This is a genomic window from Oscillibacter sp. MSJ-31 (assembly GCF_018918025.1).
Classification (GTDB): Bacteria; Bacillota; Clostridia; order Oscillospirales; family Oscillospiraceae; genus Hominicoprocola.
Map to the genome: position 1 here is coordinate 1 of NZ_JAHLPT010000015.1, position 17,752 is coordinate 17,752.

The 17,752-nt window shown below is 50.0% G+C and carries 17 protein-coding genes; 14 read left to right on the forward strand and 3 right to left on the reverse strand.

The genetic code is table 11. The features are described 5' to 3' along the window. Positions 1–179 precede the first annotated feature (179 nt). The 7 genes from KQI17_RS09790 to KQI17_RS09820 all read left to right on the forward strand — a co-directional run bounded on the left by KQI17_RS09790 (position 180) and on the right by KQI17_RS09820 (position 8,189). The gene (locus tag KQI17_RS09790; protein ID WP_216495976.1) at positions 180–1,073 is read left to right on the forward strand and encodes a hypothetical protein; all 894 of its coding nucleotides are present in this window, start codon (positions 180–182) and stop codon (positions 1,071–1,073) included. Between the two features lie 22 nt (positions 1,074–1,095). After that, a complete protein-coding gene (locus KQI17_RS09795) occupies positions 1,096–5,346 on the forward strand; it encodes a hypothetical protein (protein WP_216495978.1) in 4,251 nt (1,416 codons plus the stop codon). A 124-nt stretch (positions 5,347–5,470) separates the two neighbouring features. Further along, positions 5,471–5,713, forward strand: coding sequence for a type II toxin-antitoxin system Phd/YefM family antitoxin (locus KQI17_RS09800; RefSeq protein WP_216495979.1), 243 nt, complete (start codon positions 5,471–5,473; stop codon positions 5,711–5,713). Beyond that, positions 5,710–6,093, forward strand: a complete 384-nt coding sequence (locus tag KQI17_RS09805) for a type II toxin-antitoxin system death-on-curing family toxin (RefSeq protein WP_216495981.1) — start codon at positions 5,710–5,712, stop codon at positions 6,091–6,093. Before KQI17_RS09800 ends, KQI17_RS09805 begins: the two co-directional genes overlap by 4 nt. A gap of 205 nt (positions 6,094–6,298) precedes the next feature. Then, the gene (locus KQI17_RS09810; RefSeq protein WP_216495983.1) at positions 6,299–6,763 is read left to right on the forward strand and encodes a hypothetical protein; all 465 of its coding nucleotides are present in this window, start codon (positions 6,299–6,301) and stop codon (positions 6,761–6,763) included. 243 nt (positions 6,764–7,006) lie between these two features. After that, positions 7,007–7,453, forward strand: a complete 447-nt coding sequence (locus KQI17_RS09815) for a hypothetical protein (protein ID WP_216495985.1) — start codon at positions 7,007–7,009, stop codon at positions 7,451–7,453. Then, positions 7,419–8,189 carry a hypothetical protein gene (locus KQI17_RS09820; protein ID WP_216495986.1) on the forward strand — a complete coding sequence of 257 codons (771 nt, stop codon included), beginning with the start codon at positions 7,419–7,421 and terminating at the stop codon, positions 8,187–8,189. The genes KQI17_RS09815 and KQI17_RS09820 overlap by 35 nt, the downstream gene beginning before the upstream one ends. A gap of 39 nt (positions 8,190–8,228) precedes the next feature. On the opposite strand, the gene KQI17_RS09825 is transcribed toward KQI17_RS09820, so the two are convergent. From KQI17_RS09825 to KQI17_RS09835, 3 genes are all read right to left on the reverse strand, one after another. Continuing rightward, positions 8,229–8,750 carry an SLOG family protein gene (locus KQI17_RS09825; RefSeq protein ID WP_216495988.1) on the reverse strand — a complete coding sequence of 174 codons (522 nt, stop codon included), beginning with the start codon at positions 8,748–8,750 and terminating at the stop codon, positions 8,229–8,231. 148 nt (positions 8,751–8,898) lie between these two features. Beyond that, positions 8,899–9,231 (reverse strand): helix-turn-helix domain-containing protein, encoded by a 333-nt coding sequence (locus tag KQI17_RS09830; protein WP_216495990.1) that lies wholly within the window; start codon positions 9,229–9,231, stop codon positions 8,899–8,901. 175 nt (positions 9,232–9,406) lie between these two features. Next, positions 9,407–9,613 (reverse strand): hypothetical protein, encoded by a 207-nt coding sequence (locus KQI17_RS09835; protein WP_216495992.1) that lies wholly within the window; start codon positions 9,611–9,613, stop codon positions 9,407–9,409. Positions 9,614–9,698: 85 nt separating this feature from the next. Between KQI17_RS09835 and KQI17_RS09840 the strand changes: the two genes are divergently transcribed. The 7 genes from KQI17_RS09840 (at position 9,699) to KQI17_RS09870 (ending at position 17,739) form a co-directional block, all read left to right on the forward strand. Continuing rightward, a complete protein-coding gene (locus KQI17_RS09840; RefSeq protein ID WP_216495994.1) occupies positions 9,699–9,893 on the forward strand; it encodes a hypothetical protein in 195 nt (64 codons plus the stop codon). A 174-nt stretch (positions 9,894–10,067) separates the two neighbouring features. Further along, positions 10,068–10,763 (forward strand): polyphosphate polymerase domain-containing protein, encoded by a 696-nt coding sequence (locus tag KQI17_RS09845; RefSeq protein WP_178252767.1) that lies wholly within the window; start codon positions 10,068–10,070, stop codon positions 10,761–10,763. A gap of 12 nt (positions 10,764–10,775) precedes the next feature. Further along, positions 10,776–11,453 carry a DUF4956 domain-containing protein gene (locus KQI17_RS09850; RefSeq protein ID WP_118623185.1) on the forward strand — a complete coding sequence of 226 codons (678 nt, stop codon included), beginning with the start codon at positions 10,776–10,778 and terminating at the stop codon, positions 11,451–11,453. 30 nt (positions 11,454–11,483) lie between these two features. Next, a complete protein-coding gene (locus KQI17_RS09855) occupies positions 11,484–12,956 on the forward strand; it encodes a CotH kinase family protein (RefSeq protein WP_216495996.1) in 1,473 nt (490 codons plus the stop codon). Positions 12,957–12,974: 18 nt separating this feature from the next. Further along, positions 12,975–15,206 carry a hypothetical protein gene (locus KQI17_RS09860; RefSeq protein WP_216495998.1) on the forward strand — a complete coding sequence of 744 codons (2,232 nt, stop codon included), beginning with the start codon at positions 12,975–12,977 and terminating at the stop codon, positions 15,204–15,206. 23 nt (positions 15,207–15,229) lie between these two features. Next, a complete protein-coding gene (locus tag KQI17_RS09865; RefSeq protein ID WP_216495999.1) occupies positions 15,230–16,351 on the forward strand; it encodes a HEAT repeat domain-containing protein in 1,122 nt (373 codons plus the stop codon). Then, the gene (locus KQI17_RS09870; protein WP_216496001.1) at positions 16,336–17,739 is read left to right on the forward strand and encodes a glycosyltransferase family 2 protein; all 1,404 of its coding nucleotides are present in this window, start codon (positions 16,336–16,338) and stop codon (positions 17,737–17,739) included. Before KQI17_RS09865 ends, KQI17_RS09870 begins: the two co-directional genes overlap by 16 nt. Positions 17,740–17,752 lie beyond the last annotated feature (13 nt).

A 17,752-nucleotide genomic window follows, 5' to 3' on the forward strand; every position in this document is an offset into this window, starting at 1 on the left:
ATGCCCTGGTCCGAAAACCTACCGGATATTTGCAGGAAAGACTCTTAACTGAAGGTCGGCAGCCATCTTTGCGTGGCCGCCGACCTTCTTTGTCAAGGTACGGGTTATTTACCGCTTACTAACTAAATATAAATTTTATAAACTTATTTTGAGATTTTGTATAACGGTGGAATGTAGGCATGAGTAAGAAAAACTATGGGTCGTATGCAGCAGCTGCACTGCTTGCCGGTCTGGCTGTTCAATCATTGTATAATTACTCAAAGACAAGTGAGAAGGCATCTATAAACGTTAATTACTTCTATGAGTGCTTACTTGTTGCTTTAGGGCAGGTAGTTTGGGTGATTATTGCAACTTGCTTTATAGAAGATACACAACAATTAGGTAATGCACTAATTGTGATACTTATTTTTGGCATAGTAGCAATGATAATACTTAATAAGGATAGAAAAAAGCAGATATATAATGCTCTGTATACAAAATGGATAATTGCAGCAATAGGCGTAGTCCTGTTGGCTGTAGTAGCAGGTGCATTGCTTTTTAAGACAATGGCACCTAAGGAAGATGCAAAGTCCAATATTGAAGAGGTACTGCCAGATATGACTGAGCAGGACATTTTGGACATGATGAATGAGAAGCTGCCGGACAGCATGGTTGATGCGATAAACAGTTCAGATGATAGTGTGACAGTTGAGCCTGATAGCATACTTGAGTTCTTGGATGACGGTAGCATTGTTTATTTAGATGAGAATGGTGAGAAGAAAACCATTACTCCAAAAACAACAGAAATGACACCGGAAGAAATTGATGAGTACTATGACAATCTGATCAATAACGGCGGTGAAACAGCAGAGCAGCCGCAACAGCCTGAGCAGCCAAATGTAATCATTCCTGATGATGCAGGTGCTTATGACGAACACTTTACAGAGTTTAACGGTGTGGACGAGCCAACGGGTGAGAATGACCAAACAAAGAAAGATTACTCGGTTGAAGGTATTCTGATTGATGACTCCTTGTGGGATGTTGAGATGCCAGAACAGGAGCACACTACTCAGCACGGCTACACTATTAACTAAGTGGCAATTGGAGGTAAATGGAATGAAGGTAAAGAACATAGTGGCTGCAATGCTTGCAGCCGTAATGATGTTTTCTAGCATGACAGTGTCATTTGCAGCTGTAGATGCAGAGGGGCACGGCGGTTCTGGAGGTTCTGGAGGTGGCACAGCAAAGGGTACATTCTCCACTTCCCTGTCCGGCTACCGTATTTATATATATGATAGCAAGACTGGTGAAATAGTTTCAAACGTAGTTGATTTTGTTAGAACGGCAAACGGTGGAACAAATGAACTAAAGGCTGCTGAGGCTCACCTTGAAACAAAGCTTGGAGTGCCCAGCGCATATAAGAGGATACCTCAGGAGCAAATCAAAGGTACTACCTCTGAGTGGCCGTTGCCAATGGTTTATACCTCAACATTCGTTGGCAATGGTGACTCCGTTAAGTCATGGATGCTGAATGGTGAGGGTAACATTGGATCCTATGTAGCTCCGAGCTGGGGCGGCAGTGATTATAAGGGTGGAAATTCTGGAGTACCACTGACACCATCAAAGCAGGATCCTGTTACACCAGACAACAGCATATATGACCTGATGGAAAGACTGGCTGGATACGATATAGGCACTAAGGCTGATTACTATTATAACCTTGGTATTTTTACTTCAAGTGATGCTCAGTCTGCCATTCAAGGTGAGATTGCCAGTCTGGTCAGTGCAATTAAGAGTTCATATAGCGGCAATAATGCTGCAATGATTGAGAAGTCATTGAACATGGCATATAGCAACAAGGTTTCTGCTCTGAAATCCAATATTGCGGCTAGAACATGGCCCACGAGAGATCAGATAAGGCTTTATCAAGGACTGTACAACCTGACTGTAGATATGCAGGATGGAAAGATTGAGGACAAGAGTAAATATAGAGCCTACTCACCTATTTCAACTTCCCTTTCAGACAGCGATTTCTACACAAGTTTTTATAATGTAATTCTTCCGTCATTGACAGGAAGGCAGCAGACCAACATCAATAATAAAAAGACAACATTGAGAGTATCTGCTAAGAACGCCGTTGACAGTTGGTTCAACATTTCATACGCAGCTGTAGACAAGTCCACCGGCAACGGAAACCTGTTTGTGATACTGAATTTCAAATCGCCTGACGGGTACATATTCCAGTTTACAAACGGCGTTGATGCAAAATCAGAACTTGAAGCTACGGGCAGTGGGGATGCAAATGATGCTATCACCTATACCTGCTACACCAACGAGTATGATATTGGCATTGAGCCTGTGTTCTGGTTTAGACCGGCAACGGCTGGCTGTGCAAGCACTTATTCCTCATGGTTCTATGGAACACCTACTAACTATGGTAAGTGGCAGGTGGAACAAGCCTCAAAGGCAGGTGGTTGGACAGATGGCGGTAAGGGTGGGCATTATAACAATGCTATCAATAAGATTGGTGCTGCCTGTCTGATTTTGAAGGACTCCGAGGATGCTCTATCCTTTGAAGGTGGAAAGCATGTTGACACAGTGAACGTTCCAAGTTCAAGCCTAACAAATTCGACACTTGGCAATTCGTCACTCGGATACGCAATGCACTGGTACACCTTTGCAGGTAAGGGTGGCGTTCCGACTTATGATAAAGACATTGGAGATACCCCGCACCCTGCACCGGATCCGACAAAGCCAGACCCGGGTGACGGTAGTTACAACATAAATATTGTCAAGGTTTATGACTATCAGCATGAGGATGGCAGTGTTGAACACGTGACTACGACATATAAGACTAACGAGCCTGGTATGATACACATTGAGCATGAACCTACCTATAAGGTGATTGCCTACTTCACAAGTAACACTCTGCATAGCAACGCAAGGAGTGAGAGCCTAACTTGGGAAGATGTTAATACAATGCCAGTAATAAGTGGTTCAGAGTATAGTTGGAGCACGGTCAAGGGCAAACCGGCTGGATCAGCGGCAAATACCGTTTACATTGGAAAATATGCCGAGACTTCCTCGGCTGAGTCAATGGCTACCACCTTATATGTGAGACTTCTGAAAACCGATGTTGCTACTCAGGTTGAATATGGAGCCAACATTATAAGCGAGTCACAGCTGAACCGTGCTATTGGTACAGACAAGAAGTTTGGCGAGGATGCAACGCAAAGTTCAAACTGGGGCAGTTACATATTTAATTGTAAACTTGAACCCATTGGTGACCACACCTATTCTGTAAGACATAGCTACACTGATAGCAATGGAAAGTCACATAGTTACACAACCTATCATACCTGCCATCGAGAGTACGTTGGTGATGCAGTATTTACTTACAGCGTAGGCCAAACACCGACCTCTGTTGAAACTCAGTCGAAGAGTGGGGCAGCAAGTGTATTTAAGCCGATTGTGGTGACAAGCAGTGGAGCTGGATCAACAGCAACGACAAAGATAGCAGCTGCTGGAGGGTTTAACTGGGACAATGGCCCTGAATACCATAATGATGATGGAGTAGCGCAGTTTACTACAATTTGGCGCGGTTGCGTGGACACTGTGACCTTGGCAAAATATAAGCAGTCTGATATGAGCGGTTACAGTAACTTGGCAACTCTATTTGGAAGCGCAAATAGTAATCCTGCTAAGCGTGCTACTGGTGCTGAATACACAAGGCCGATCACGCTGACTTTGAACGGAACTCCGTCCTCTGTCGTTATTAGCCACAGTTACAGTGGACATGCTCCAGGTTCAGCGACACCAACAATGACACCTGATACGATTGATTTTACTGGCTCGGTGAAAATCTTCTGCTATGCCGGTGTAAGTCACGGCCTGTCCAGTACCGATATTGGAGCAATTCAGGGTGTAACCTCAGGCAGATTTCTTATTAACTCGTTCAATAAGAAGTGTGAAACCACCTTAAAGTTCAATCCTTATATCAGAATGAGTTTCCAGTATACGCAGGACGGTTATGATACTACCCAATATAACACCGAAGGAGCAAAGTTATTTAAGCAATTGGCACAGCCTGGAAACACTTTCAACGGTGCTCTTGGTACTTATCTGAAAGATAGAACGGCGTATGTGCTGTCTGATAAGCAGTCTTCAATCCTCCCGACAAATGCTATTGAGGTTGGCTGGTACAATCCGACACAGACTTCTGGTAAGTATGGATTGCAGATGACTTCTCAACAGTGGTCAATCCATAATAGAGCGACAAACGGAAGTGAGTGGAGGAAGCCTAACCAAGTTCTCCCTGGCGGTGCAATGTATCAGTTGAACACGACTGGAACTGAGACTACATTGAGAGCCATTACATACAGTGCAATGGTGAACCCGACAGATACTTGGATTGATGGTGCTACCGCTAATGAGTACAGTGCAGCTCAGGTAACCAAGAATAACAATGAGTTTATTGAGCAGTACCGTGACATTGTTGAAAACTACAAGGTAGTTCAGTGGGTGAACAAAGATTGGTCTTTGAATATGCCTTGGGATAACAATAATGCAGTGAAGATTGAGCGTGGCGGTGAGTCACTGTCCAAGCTTGGTCTAAGTACAAAGGCTTCTACTGATAGCAAGTACCTGTTGTTTGCTGGCAATTCCGGTAATGGTGCTTCTGAGGGTGATATTGATATTCTGAGTGAGTCTTATGTAGTGACAATGTACAAGATTTTCACTGACTCAGAAGGAAATGTGTACTTCGCAAAGCAGCAGAGCAGTCCTTCTAAGACACCTGCTACGGAAGATACATTCAGTGGCCTGATGACACAGCTGGCTAACACGAACGGAACAAATCCGACAGGTGCAATCTTGTTAGGTACAAGAACTCAGAATGTTGACCAAGTGATGGCAAGTATCCAGACCTCAAATAATGAGGTTTATCAGTTAGACCAAAAGACTGGTGCAGTGAGAAATGTACTCAATGCTATTTCTCGTAACCGTGGTAACGATGAAAATGCAGCCTGGGTCACTGATAACAAGTGGTACAATGAGGCATTTGATGGATACTATGTAGCGATGCAGACAATGACCTACAAGGTTGGCTTTAAGGATCCTTCTCGTAGAGTAAGTGTACTTGACCCGAACCTCTGCCCTGCTAAGAGTTCTACAAGTAACATTTTCACAAATGCTCATGTCAGTGCTTTCCGTCTGAATGACAAGAGTGACAGTGCAAAGGCATCTGGTAAGGGTTCAGGATATATGGGAACATTCTTCGGCATTGACGCGTTTATGCCAGATGTTGAAAATATGTTCTACACTCGTCCGTTCTACATCCCCAACGCAAACGTCCAAGACCTCACATAAAGCAATAACAATACTGAATGGCCTGTCACAGTTATTGTGACAGGCCATTTCTGTGAGCTTCAAAAAAGTAGGTTGTATTTATCCTACTATTGGTATATAATAAATGTGAAAGGAGTGACTGGTTATGATGGTCAATACAAATAATTTGGTTTCTCTCACAGAAGCGAATCGTAATTTTTCTAAAGTGGCACGGCTAGTTGACGAACACGGATCGGCAGTTATTCTGAAAAATAACACTCCAAGGTATCTTGTGATTGAGTTCAGTCAGGCAGAATCTGTGCAGGAGGCGGATGACGATGACCTGATGAAGATTTCCAAACGACTCATAGATAAAAACCGTGTGGCTTATGAGGTGCTTGCAAAGTGAAAATAATCACTGAAAGACAAGTTCTAATGCTGCATGACCAGTTGATTGCTTCAACCGGCGGTTCAAACGGACTTAGGGATGAAGGTCTATTGCAGTCGGCCCTGGCAGCACCCTTTCAGAGTTTTGACGGTGCAGATGCTTTTCAGTCTATTCAGCAAAAGGCGGCAAGACTGGCGTATGGCTTGGTAAAAAATCATCCGTTTGTAGACGGGAACAAGCGAATCGGAGCACACACAATGCTTGTGTTCCTCGCGCTGAACGGAATTGACCTTGATTACACACAGGAAGAACTGTCTGAGATAATTTTATCTGTGGCCGCAAGTGAGAGCGGATATGATGAACTCCTGAGATGGCTGTTAGAGCATGAAGTGAAAAACTGATGAAGATGGCTGTTGCACATACAGTGCAGCGGCCATCTTCATTCTTTTATATACATTGAGACTTAGAGTGATTGTGATACATACATTGCGGAAGAGATGAGAGCATTGCAGAAAGATAGGTACTCATTGAATATTTTGTGATCGTCTAAGCGATATACATTCCAGTAATAGAAAGTAAATTCTTTAATAAAGGTGGTAATTGATAATGTTAAACAGTGATATGAATTTGGCAAATGGATACATGGAGCAGGTTTGCCATCAGAAAATGATTCATCGTGAGTGGCCTGTTAGTGATATGTATTTATATGTTTGTGGCATAGAGTTTGTTAATACCGGCATGGCACCTGCAGATATAATTAAGCTATTTATGGGCAAGGACATTAAATCTATTAAGGCTCTTACTGGTATTGAGATTCGTACAGTGCCTATGACTCGTAAGCTACAGGGTATTGATAAGAAGCGGATTCTTAAAAATGCCTATAATGTTTGCAAATCAGGTCTTGGAAAGAATGACTTTATGCAGTATCAGACTGTAGGCCCTTTCAAATGTTTACAAGTTGGGCATATTGATGATAACGGAAGACCTGGCTTTGATATGGAGGCCATTTATAACAGTCAAACCAATACTCTAAACGTATGCATGTGCGGTGTATTCAAAGGAGCAAAGTAAGTTATTAAACAGAGTAAAATCTATAACTTAACACAATAATAAATGACCCCGCCTCCAATTTAGGGGGTGGGGTCATTTCAAAGAAACAGGCGAGTTTATGGGAAAGTAATTGTGGTACATACATTGCGGAAGAGATGAGAGCATTGCAGAAAGATAGGTACTCATTGAATATTTTGTGATCGTCTAAGCGATATACATTCCAGTAATAGAAAGTAAATTCTTTGATAAAAAGGAGCTGGTATTATGGCTGATGTCAATCTGATTGAGAAAATTCCCGTAACTAAATTCAATATAGACACAATTAAGGGCCAGATATCATACGGATGCGGTGATCCAAGCAAGTTACGCAGAGGCGACAATGCTTATCACATTGATTGTCTAGGAGATGAGCGTATTGCAACCCGTGACTACATCGTGAACCTGATTCGTGCTGGTACAAGCGTTTCTGGCTTAAAGCTTAGTTCAGATGGTCGTTTGATTGAGAGCTATACAGAAGTTGAGCAGCTTGATAAGAAAAAGGAAAAGGCTGCTGATACCATTAGAAAAATCATTGAAAAAGAAGTTGAGGCAAAAGGATTATTCAGGTACAGCTTAAATACTGATGGCAATCGTGATCTACTCCCGATTGAAAAGTTAGCAGCTGAATATTCGGACTATGATGATTTATATGAAATCGCATGTACCATGTGATGTTAGAAGTATTCCGGCATGGCAATTTGAGTTGATGGGCATGTTGGTGTTCAAGGGCATCTGGAAGACACACTTTGATGCTGTGATAAATGCTTTTGATGAAATGGACGAGCGAGAGCAAGAAAAGAAAAGCAGTACTATCAGCATTGCTGATAGGTGTGAGGCTCAGATAAGAAAAATTACAAGGCAAAGAGACCGATTACTAGACCTTTACACCGATGACAAGATTGATCATGATGTGTTCACGTCCAAGTATGCTGCATACACGGCGGCGATTGAGAAGCAAAAGGAAATCATCAGCGAGTGTGCCGAAGAACAGAAGATTGACAAGGATGAGGCAGGGGCATTCCTCAAGAAGATGCAGAGAATGATAAATGTGTCTGGCACTCAGCTAGACAATGAAACGGTGGAGAAGTTTATTGATCGTGTGATTGTGCAAAGCGATCATTGCTTTGAGTGGCTTGTGAATGTTACTGGCGATGCACAGACGGCAACACCGGAACTGTTCCCGATGCGGGGGTATGGCTCTGATAAGACGAGCACACGCATAGTGAACTATGCTGATGCAGCCAAAAATGCTATAGAGGTCAGAGATAAATATTACGCTCACGCTTTTGCTTTCACAATTCCCTTTGAAGAGGCTCAAAAGCTTAGGGATAAGTGTGGTACTCATGTGAGACCAGGAAGGTGGACAGACCTTCTGGTTGATGTGTATGTTAGGACAACAAAGGTCTAAAAAGGACGCTGCTCAGTTTGTGGGCAGCGTCTTTCTTTTTTATAGTTTGTCCACATTAAGGGTTACTGGGTTGATTGCTATGACAGGCTTGCCTTGGCGAATGGCATAGTTTACTGTGGCACCGGTTCCGCTGTGACTGCCATTCCAAACGGATAGAACATAGTCGGCATTATCAACCATATATTTGTTTCTCTTGTCCATGCAGTCAATAGAATACTGGTGCTGAATAAGTGTCTCCTTGTCGCATTTAGATGCAATGTCAAAATAGCGGTCACGCAGGTTTTCTGACCATTTAGCAGCCTGAGTTTCGCAGGGGAAGGCACACTCGAGCGTAATGTTTGGGTATATGGCCTTTAGGCCAAGGACGATTTCAGCGGCAAACATATCAACTCCGATAGCCATGCCAGAGATGAAATGAGTGACACCATTAGTCTCAATGAGATTGATGATTTGGTCGTGTAAAGCCCTTTTAAGAGCAATACAACGGCTGTCAGTTTCATTGAAACCAAACGGCAAGCTTTGTGGGCGGTGGCCGGTAAAAGCACAGGAGACGGTTTTCATGTAAGTCCTTCTTTCTGTATATTAGCGTTTGTTTATCGTTCTCTAATACACAGTATAGCAGAGAGATTTGTCGAATTGTAGCGGAAATTGAAAGAACCTGCTAAAATTTCTAGCAGGTTCTGGACTAGTTAATTTCATTTTGGACTTGTTATTTATTTTCGGACTCTTGCTTGATCATAAGCTCTACCATTTGTAAGATACGCTTTTGAGCATCTGGGGATAAGCTTGAAAGAGATTTCGACAATTCACTTGCCTTGTATTCACTAGCATAGTCAAGTACATCACAGAAAATGGAGTCGGCAGAGGTTTCAAGGCCGTTGAGTAGAATGATGAGCTTTTCGCAGCGAGGAAAGGACATGCCACGTTCAACAGTAGAAATGTAGTTCGTGGTCAAGCCGGTCTTTTCGGCAAGCTCCTCTTGCGTGATGCCAAGACGCTCACGGCATTCTTTTACTCGTTTTCCGATCCGCTTATCAATCATAGTGGTTACCTGCACTTCCTCTATAATGCTTATAAGCATTATATGGATTAGAACCACACCAATACAGATTTGCTAATGCAGACAGTCAGTATTAGCGAATGACAATGTATAGAGAAATATCACTATGGCACCCTGAAAGGCACATGGAAGGGTATAAACAGTTAACTTGCCATAGTTATATTGCTGCACAGGCTGCAATCAAGGAAATGTGAGCGATCTTTTGAGCGTTCACAAAGCGGCTTGAAACTTGCAAACCTTTGATGTGACTGCGTTTGCAGACATCATTAGTTGAAAACAGACAAAAATCCGGTATTGTTCCGTTTGGAGCGATACCGGATTTTTTTGCATCTTTTGCGGGGCAGGTTGAGAAAAACTGCGTCATGGAGAGATTCCGTGTGCCGCCGGTACTCGGAATGGCACCCTGAATGGCACGCGGAAGCGGCACTCGGAAGGGTTGGGGCATCGACATGACAAAGGAGGACACAGACAAGGAGGATGACGGTGGAACCGGCGGTGATGATGCTCCTGGAGGAGATCGGGCAGAGAGTGGAGGCACAGTCGGTGCTGCTGATAGCCAGATTTCTGATGCTGACAGTGGCACTGCTGACATTGCTGATGAAATGCCAGAAAGGACTTTACTTATGCGGCGCAGCCCTGTATAATCGTTTAAGATGGAAAATTGTCGAAAGACTATGCTGCAGGGCCATACGCCTGAGCGGAAGAGCCCCTATGATCGACCGACCGCACTCTTAAGGCAACACCGCGCAGTGAAAGCTGCGGTATTGCCTTAGCAGGACTGCGGTCAGTTTCTTTCTCTGCGAAAGGAGGGAGCATCGGTGAACCGCGTGTTCCGCGAGGAAAAGAAATATCTGATCTCGCTGCCGGAGGCGCTGCAAGCCTGCCATCGGCTCGCGCAGGTCATGCACGAGGACCCGCACAACGGCATAAGCGGCTACCCTGTCCGCTCGCTTTACTTCGATACGCTCGACGACAGGGACTTCCGCGAAAAGGCTGCGGGCGTAGAGCTGCGGCGCAAGCTGCGCCTGCGCTGCTATGATCCGGCGGCAGACTTCGCCATGCTGGAGATGAAGCAGAAGCAGGGCGCAAGCCAGCTCAAGCGCTCTCTGCGCGTGACACGGGAGGATGCCCAAGCGCTCACGCGCGGCGACTACGCGCCGCTGCTGCGGTATCCGGAGTCTTTTGCCGCGGAGTGCTACGCGCTGATGCACAGCCGGTGCTATCGCCCCAAAACGATCGTAGAATACGATCGCAAGGCATTTATCGCCAAGGAGAACAAAATACGCATTACCTTTGACAGCCGCATTGTTTCCGTCGAGAGCTGCTTCGACCTCTTTTCGCCGCGGCTGAACATGAACCCCGTGCTCGATCCGTACTGCGTGGTGCTTGAGGTCAAGTACAACGGCTTTCTGCTCGATTATCTTCGCGAGCTGATCAACAGCGTGGATCGCAGTGAGCTTTCTGTCAGCAAATATGTGCTTGCCCGCCAAAACGGATGTCAGACGCGGCTATAGGAGGAAAACACCATGAGACAACAGATCCTGAACCTTTTTACCACACCCCGCGATATGTCGTGGGAGGATATTCTGCTCAATATCGTCCTTGCCGCTGTGCTGGGCTTTTTTATCTTCCTGTCCTACGCCATCTCCCACCGCGGGACGATCTACAGCCGCAAGTTCAACGCCTCACTCGTCATTCTCGCGGTGCTGACGGGGACGGTCATGACCGTCATCGGCAACAACATCGCGCTGTCTCTCGGTATGGTGGGCGCGCTGTCCATCGTCCGCTTCCGCACCGCCATCAAGGACTCGCGCGATACGGTTTATATTTTTTGGTCCATCATTGTCGGCATCTGCTGCGGCGTGGGCGATTATGCCGTGGCCTGCATCGGCAGCGCCGTGACCTTCGCGGTGATCCTGCTGCTCGGCTGCATCAAGAGCGATAACCGGATGCTGCTCATCATCCGCGCCCACCGCAGCAAGCAGGAGCCGATCAAGGCGCAGGTCTACAAGCTCTTTCGCGCCAAAGCGACGCTGCGTGTGGAAAACACGACGGAGGATACGGTCGAGCTGATCTACGAGATCACGCAAAAGCTCCTGCGCCGCGCGGAGCAGACAACGCCGGACATTCCCGGCAGCATCTATTCGCTGGGAAGCATCGACTATGTCAATCTTGTCATGCAGAACGACGAGGTGTCGAACTGAGAAACCGGAAAGAGGGGAGCGGAGACGAACATGAAATACAAGCGAATGGCTCTTGCGGCCTGCGCGCTGCTGCTCCTCCTATCCGCAACAAACCTGTCAGCCGTGCTGACCGATGAGCACCCACGCTATCATCAGCATCTTGAGCGCCCCGCCTATACACCCTGTGCCGACCACGGAGAAGATCTGCTCTGCTCTCATCTGCCGCTCGTTCTCATCGACACCGGCGGCGCGGAGATCCCCGGCGTTCCCATCCCCGATGCGGACAGCAACATCGAAAACAACCGCTTCACCACCACCGCCGATGGCAGTACGCTGCTGCGCGCGTCCGTCTCGGTGGTGGATCACGCCGAGGGCAACAATCACCCCGCGGACGCGCCGACGCTTCAGAGCGTCATTGACATTCGCGTGCGAGGCAACTCCTCGCGCTATTTTGATAAGCACAGCTATCTTGTCAAGACGCTGACGGACGACGGTGTGGCCTCGCGCGATGTCGCCATGCTGGGCATGGATGCCTTCGACGAGTGGGCGCTGCATGGGCCGTACCTCGATAAGACGCTCATCCGCAATTATATGTGGTACAATCTTGCGGGCGAGATCATGGACTACGCGCCGAATGTGCGCTTCTGCGAGGTGCTGCTCAACGGAGTGCATCAGGGGCTTTATGTTATGACGGAGACTGTCAGCTCCGGCGCGGATGCCCGCTTGAAGCTCACGGAGCCGTCGAAGGACACGGTGCAGACGAGCTATGCTCTGCGCCTTGACCGCGGCAGCGGCAACGAGGTCAAAAACATCGAGACCTTCTCCCAATACGCCCTGCGAAATCTGCAGGATATGGACATCGTCTATCCGGGAACAAAATGGCTTACGCCGGAGCGCGCGGCGTGGATCGCACAGGATTTCTCCGACTTTGAAAAGTCACTCTACTCCTATGACTATGATACCGAGCCCTATGCATGGTGGGAGCAGGCGGACATGAGCTCTTTCGTGGACTACTTTATCCTCAACGAGTTTACCTGCAACTATGATGCGGGCTGGCTTTCCACCTATATCTACAGGGATGTGCGCGGCAAATACAAAATGTGCATCTGGGACTTCAACTCCGCCTGTGACAACTACAGTCATCCGGTCACAGAGCCGCAGCATTTTGAGCTGCAATACAATGTCTGGTACTATATGCTCAGCAAGGACGAGGACTTTATGAACGCCGTCATCGACCGCTACCGCGAGCTGCGTCAGGGCATCCTCAGCGACGAGTATCTCTGCGCCTACATGGACGACGTTACCGCGTGGCTCGGCGATGCCGTCGATCGCAATTTCTCCGTCTGGGGCTACGCGCTGGATAAGGATATGCTCTCCCCCGCAGAGCGAAACCCGCACACGCACACCGAGGCCGTCGCGCAGATGAAGCGCTTCTGCACGGAGCGCGGCGCGTGGATGGACGAGAATATCGACATTCTTCGCCAGTACAGCCACGAATCCAAAAACAAGAAATTCAACCACTGAGAAAGCGAGGGCGGAGCCGTGAAAAAATTTATCATCGCGCTTTCCGCTCTGATCCTGCTCTATCTTGCTTATGACACGGCGCGCTACCGGCTGGGATGGTACATCGACCTGAAGCCGGACGAGCCGGTGACGGCCTTTATGACCACGGATACGCAAAGCATTTACATGGATCGCGGCAGCGGTCCCGAGCCGTTTATCGTTAAGGGCGTAAACCTCGGCGTCGGCCTTCCGGGCGAGTGGGCGACGGACTACGCCATCGACAGGGAGACCTACCTGCGCTGGTTCGGGCAGATGCAGGAGATGGGCGCCAATACCGTACGCGTTTACATTACGCTGCATGACGATTTTTATAATGCCTTCTATGAATACAACACGCTGCGCGAGGAGAACGGCGAGGAGCCGCTCTGGCTGATCCACGGCGTGTGGGTCAACGACTATGTGCAGAATTCCCACCGCGACGCCTACGATAAGGACTTTCTCGATGCGTTTATCGAGGACGGGCGCACGCTGGTCGACGTCCTGCACGGAAACCGCAAAATATCGTTGGGGCGCGGAACGGGCTCCGGCTTCTACACCAAGGACGTTTCCCGCTGGGTCATCGGCTATATTCTCGGTGTGGAGTGGGAGGATGTGACCGTCGCCTACACCGACCACAAGTATCCCGATATGGCGCCTTATCAGGGCGCGTATCTCTCCGCGACGGAGGACGCCTCCGCCTTTGAGTCCATGCTGGCGCAGGCGGGCGACCGGATCATTGAATACGAGAGCCGCCGCTATAAGAGCCAGCGGCTCGTCGCCTTCTCCAACTGGCCGACCACCGATCCGTTCCTCTATCCGGAGGATATCACGACCTTTTTTATGAAGTGCGCGCAGGTGGATGTGGAGCATATCCGTGCGGAGGACGCCTTTCTTGCCGGGCAATTCGTTTCCTATCATGTCTATCCCTACTATCCCGACTATCTCAACTATATCCTCAACCCCGCGGTGATGGACCGCACGCCCATCTGGGACGGCAAGGCCGTCATCTCTCGTGTGGAGACCGGTCCCGGCACGCCCATCGGTTCCGTGCTGCGCCGATCGGACTTCTACGATGAGACCGGCACGACGAACACCTACCTTGCCTATCTGCGCGCCCTGCGGCGGCATCACACGATGCCCGTCGTCATCTCCGAGTTCGGCGTTTCCACCGGGCGCGGCATGGCGCAGATCGACCGGAACACCGGACGCAATCAGGGCCATATGTCCGAGCAGGAGCAGGGGCAGGCGCTCGTGGACTGCTGGCGCGACATCACCGCGGCAAACTGCGCGGGCGGCTGCGTCTTTACCTGGCAGGACGAGTGGTTCAAGCGCACCTGGAACACCATGCACGCGGTGAATCTCCAGCGCACGCCGTACTGGAGCGACTATCAGACCAACGAGCAGTATTTCGGTCTGCTCTCCTTCGACCCCGGCGCGGAGGAAAGCGTCTGCTATGTGGACGGCGACCTCTCGGAGTGGACGGAGGAGGATAAACTCTTCGATACCGGCACGCGCGCCCTTTCGATGAAATACGACGAGAAGTTCATCTATCTGCTCGCCTATGAAAAGGGCTTTGCGAACGGACAGAAAGCGCTCTACATCCCCATCGACACCACGCCCAAGACGGGCAGCACCTACTGCGAGAACTTCGGCCTGCGCTTTGAGGACCCGGTGGACTTCGTCCTCGCCATCGACGGCAGGGACAACAGCCGCCTCCTGGTGCAGGAGCGCTACGAGGTGCTGCGCGCCATGTTCTACCACGAAACGCACGACGCGGACGCTTACCTTGACCCGCCCGACGCGGACACGCCGCTTTTCAAGCCCATCGAATTGATGCTCCAGACGGCGATGCCGCTGCTCACGGGCAACTGGCAGGCAAGCTCTGAGACCTACGAGACGGGTGATCTTGCCTACGGCAACGCGAACCCCGCCGCGCCGGACTACGATTCCCTCGCGGACTTCATCTTCGCGGGCGACTATGTGGAGCTGAAGCTGCCCTGGCAGCTTCTGAACTTTGCCGATCCCTCGCGCATGACCATCCACGACGATTACTATGAAAACTACGGTGTGGACTACATCACCATCGACACGATGTACCTTGGTCTTACCGACGGCGCGGCGCAGGAGCGCACGCCGCTCTATCCCGCCGCGCTCAAGGGCTGGGGGAACAGGGTAGCTTATCACGAACGGCTGAAGGCTTCGTATGATGCGATGCGGAGACTCTGGCGGTAAGAAAGAGAAAGGGGAGAGCGCCGGTGCCTGTTGAAATTCTGATCTACATCTACCTCGGTATGTGCGCCGGCATGATCCTCTTTAACATTGCAACGGCGCTCCTTTCGCGGCGCAGGGAGCATCGGTCCTTCCGCGACGGCATCCGCCTTGAGCTGACGGTCTCGCGGGAGCTTGACCGTCTCGCGGAGACCGGAGCGGTCAGCGAGAGGCATCTGCGCTTCATGGAGCGCAGACTGCGCCGCGTGAACGGCATGGCGGCCTTTGATGCCGCGCTGGAGCGCCTGTGCGTGAGGCGGCCAGAGCTGACCCGCTCCTATCTGACGGCGCTTAACGGTGTGACGATCACGCTGGCAGAGGATTACTGCCGCCGCGATGAAATCGAGGCGGCGTATTTTCCGTATATCATCCGGAAATACCGGCTGCTCGACGGGCAGGAGAACGAGGCGCTGAAAACGATGCTGCTCGACCTGCTGCATGAATCGAGCATCTACTGCCGCGAGAACGCGATGCAGGCGCTCTACACCTCGGGCGACGCGCAGATCATCGTGCGTGCGCTGCGGATCATCGACGCAAGCAGCCTCTATTATCACAGCAAGCTCCTCTCCGACGGCTTGCTGAACTACACGGGCGACACATGGGAGCTTGCCGACGCGCTTTGGGAGGCGTTTGATGCGTTTCAGCCGTGGATGCAGGTGACGCTACTCAACTATTTCCGCTTTTCCTCCGGCGCATACTGCGAGAAAATACACGCGCTCCTCAACGATCCCGCGCAGGACGACGAGGTGCGCTTTGCCTGTCTGCGCTATCTTGGCCGCTATCCCTATCCGCCCGCCTACGCCGATCTGCTGCGCTATGCGACGCCCTCGGAAAATGCGCGCTGGGAGTATGCAGCCATTGCGTCCTTTGTACTGGCGAGCTATCCCGGGGCGGAGACTGCGGCGGTGCTGAAGAGGAACCTCTATCATCCCAACTGGTATATCCGCTTCAACGCATCAAAAAGTCTGGAGCAGCTCGGCTTCGGCTACCGCGATCTGATCGACGTGATCGAGGGGCACGACCGCTACGCCTCCGAGATCCTGCGCTATCGCTTTGATGTGCGGGAGCTGGAGGAGCGAAAGGAGGACGCAGTATGTACGACGGTATAAAGCTGTTTCTTGAGTGGGTGGGCTACTTCTTTATCGCTTATCTGATCGGCTACTCGACCTTTCTGTTTCTGTCGGTCGTCGTCGGCTCGCTCGACCTCTATAAGAGGAACCGGCAGGAAATGCTCAAAAGCATTCTGCCTTCGGATTACTACCTGCCCATCAGTATCATCGTTCCCGCCTACAATGAGGAGGTCACCGTGGCAGACACCGTGCGCTCACTGCTTGCGCTCGACTACCGCTCCTATGAGATCATCGTGGTGGACGACGGATCGAAGGACCGCACCTCGGAGGTGTTGGCCGAGACATTTGATATGCACCTTGTTCACCGGCCCATTCGCCGGCAGATCAACTGTCAGCGCGAGGAATACGTCTATGAGACACGCGCACAGAAGGTAGCGGTGACGCTCATCCGAAAAAAGAACGGCGGCAAGGCAGACGCGCTGAACATGGGCATCAACGCCGCAAATTTCCCGTACTTTATCTGCATGGACGCGGACTCCGTTTTGCAGTACGACTCTCTGCGCCGCATCGCCCAGCCAATATTGGAAAACGGCAATGTGGTGGCGGTTGGCGGCATCGTCCGCATCTCCAACGATGTTGAGCTGGAAAACGGACGGGTGAAGCATTACCGGCTGCCGCGCAATATTCTCGCCTTCATGCAGGTGCTGGAATATGACCGTTCGTTTCTTGCCTCCCGCATTCTCTTTGACCGCTTCAACGGCTCGCTCATCATTTCCGGCGCCTTCGGGCTGTTCAAAAAGGATACCGTCATCGCGGCAGGTGGCTATGACAGCGGAACGATGGGCGAGGATATGGAGCTTGTGGTCAAGCTGCACGAATACTGCACGGTCAACAACATCGACTATGCCATTCGCTACGCATCCGACGCGATCTGCTGGACGCAGGCGCCCGAGCGGCTGCGCGATCTGTGCAAGCAGCGCAAGCGCTGGCATCTGGGCCTGTTCCAGAGTATGTACAAGCATCGCGTCATGTTTTCCAATCACAGGTTCGGCGCGGTGAGCTTTGTATCCTATCTCTATTTCCTCATTTACGAGCTGCTTTCGCCGTTTATTGAGATATTCGGCGTTTTTACAATGGTACTCGCATGGTGGTTCGATTTGATCAACGTCCCGTTTATGCTGCTCTTTTTCCTGATCTACGCCGTGTTCGGCTCGGTCCTGACGCTTACTGCCTTTTTCTCGCGCATCTACACGGCGGACCTCACGCTCTCGTTCGGCGACGGCCTCAAGGCCGTCTGTCTGTGTCTCTTTGAGCTGGTGTTCCTGCGCTTTATTCTCGCATGGGTGCGCTGCACGGCCTTTATCGGCTATAGGAAGAAAAAACTCAGCTGGGGGCGCATCGAGCGCCGCGAGATCGATTTGAAATAAAGGGGGGTGCCGC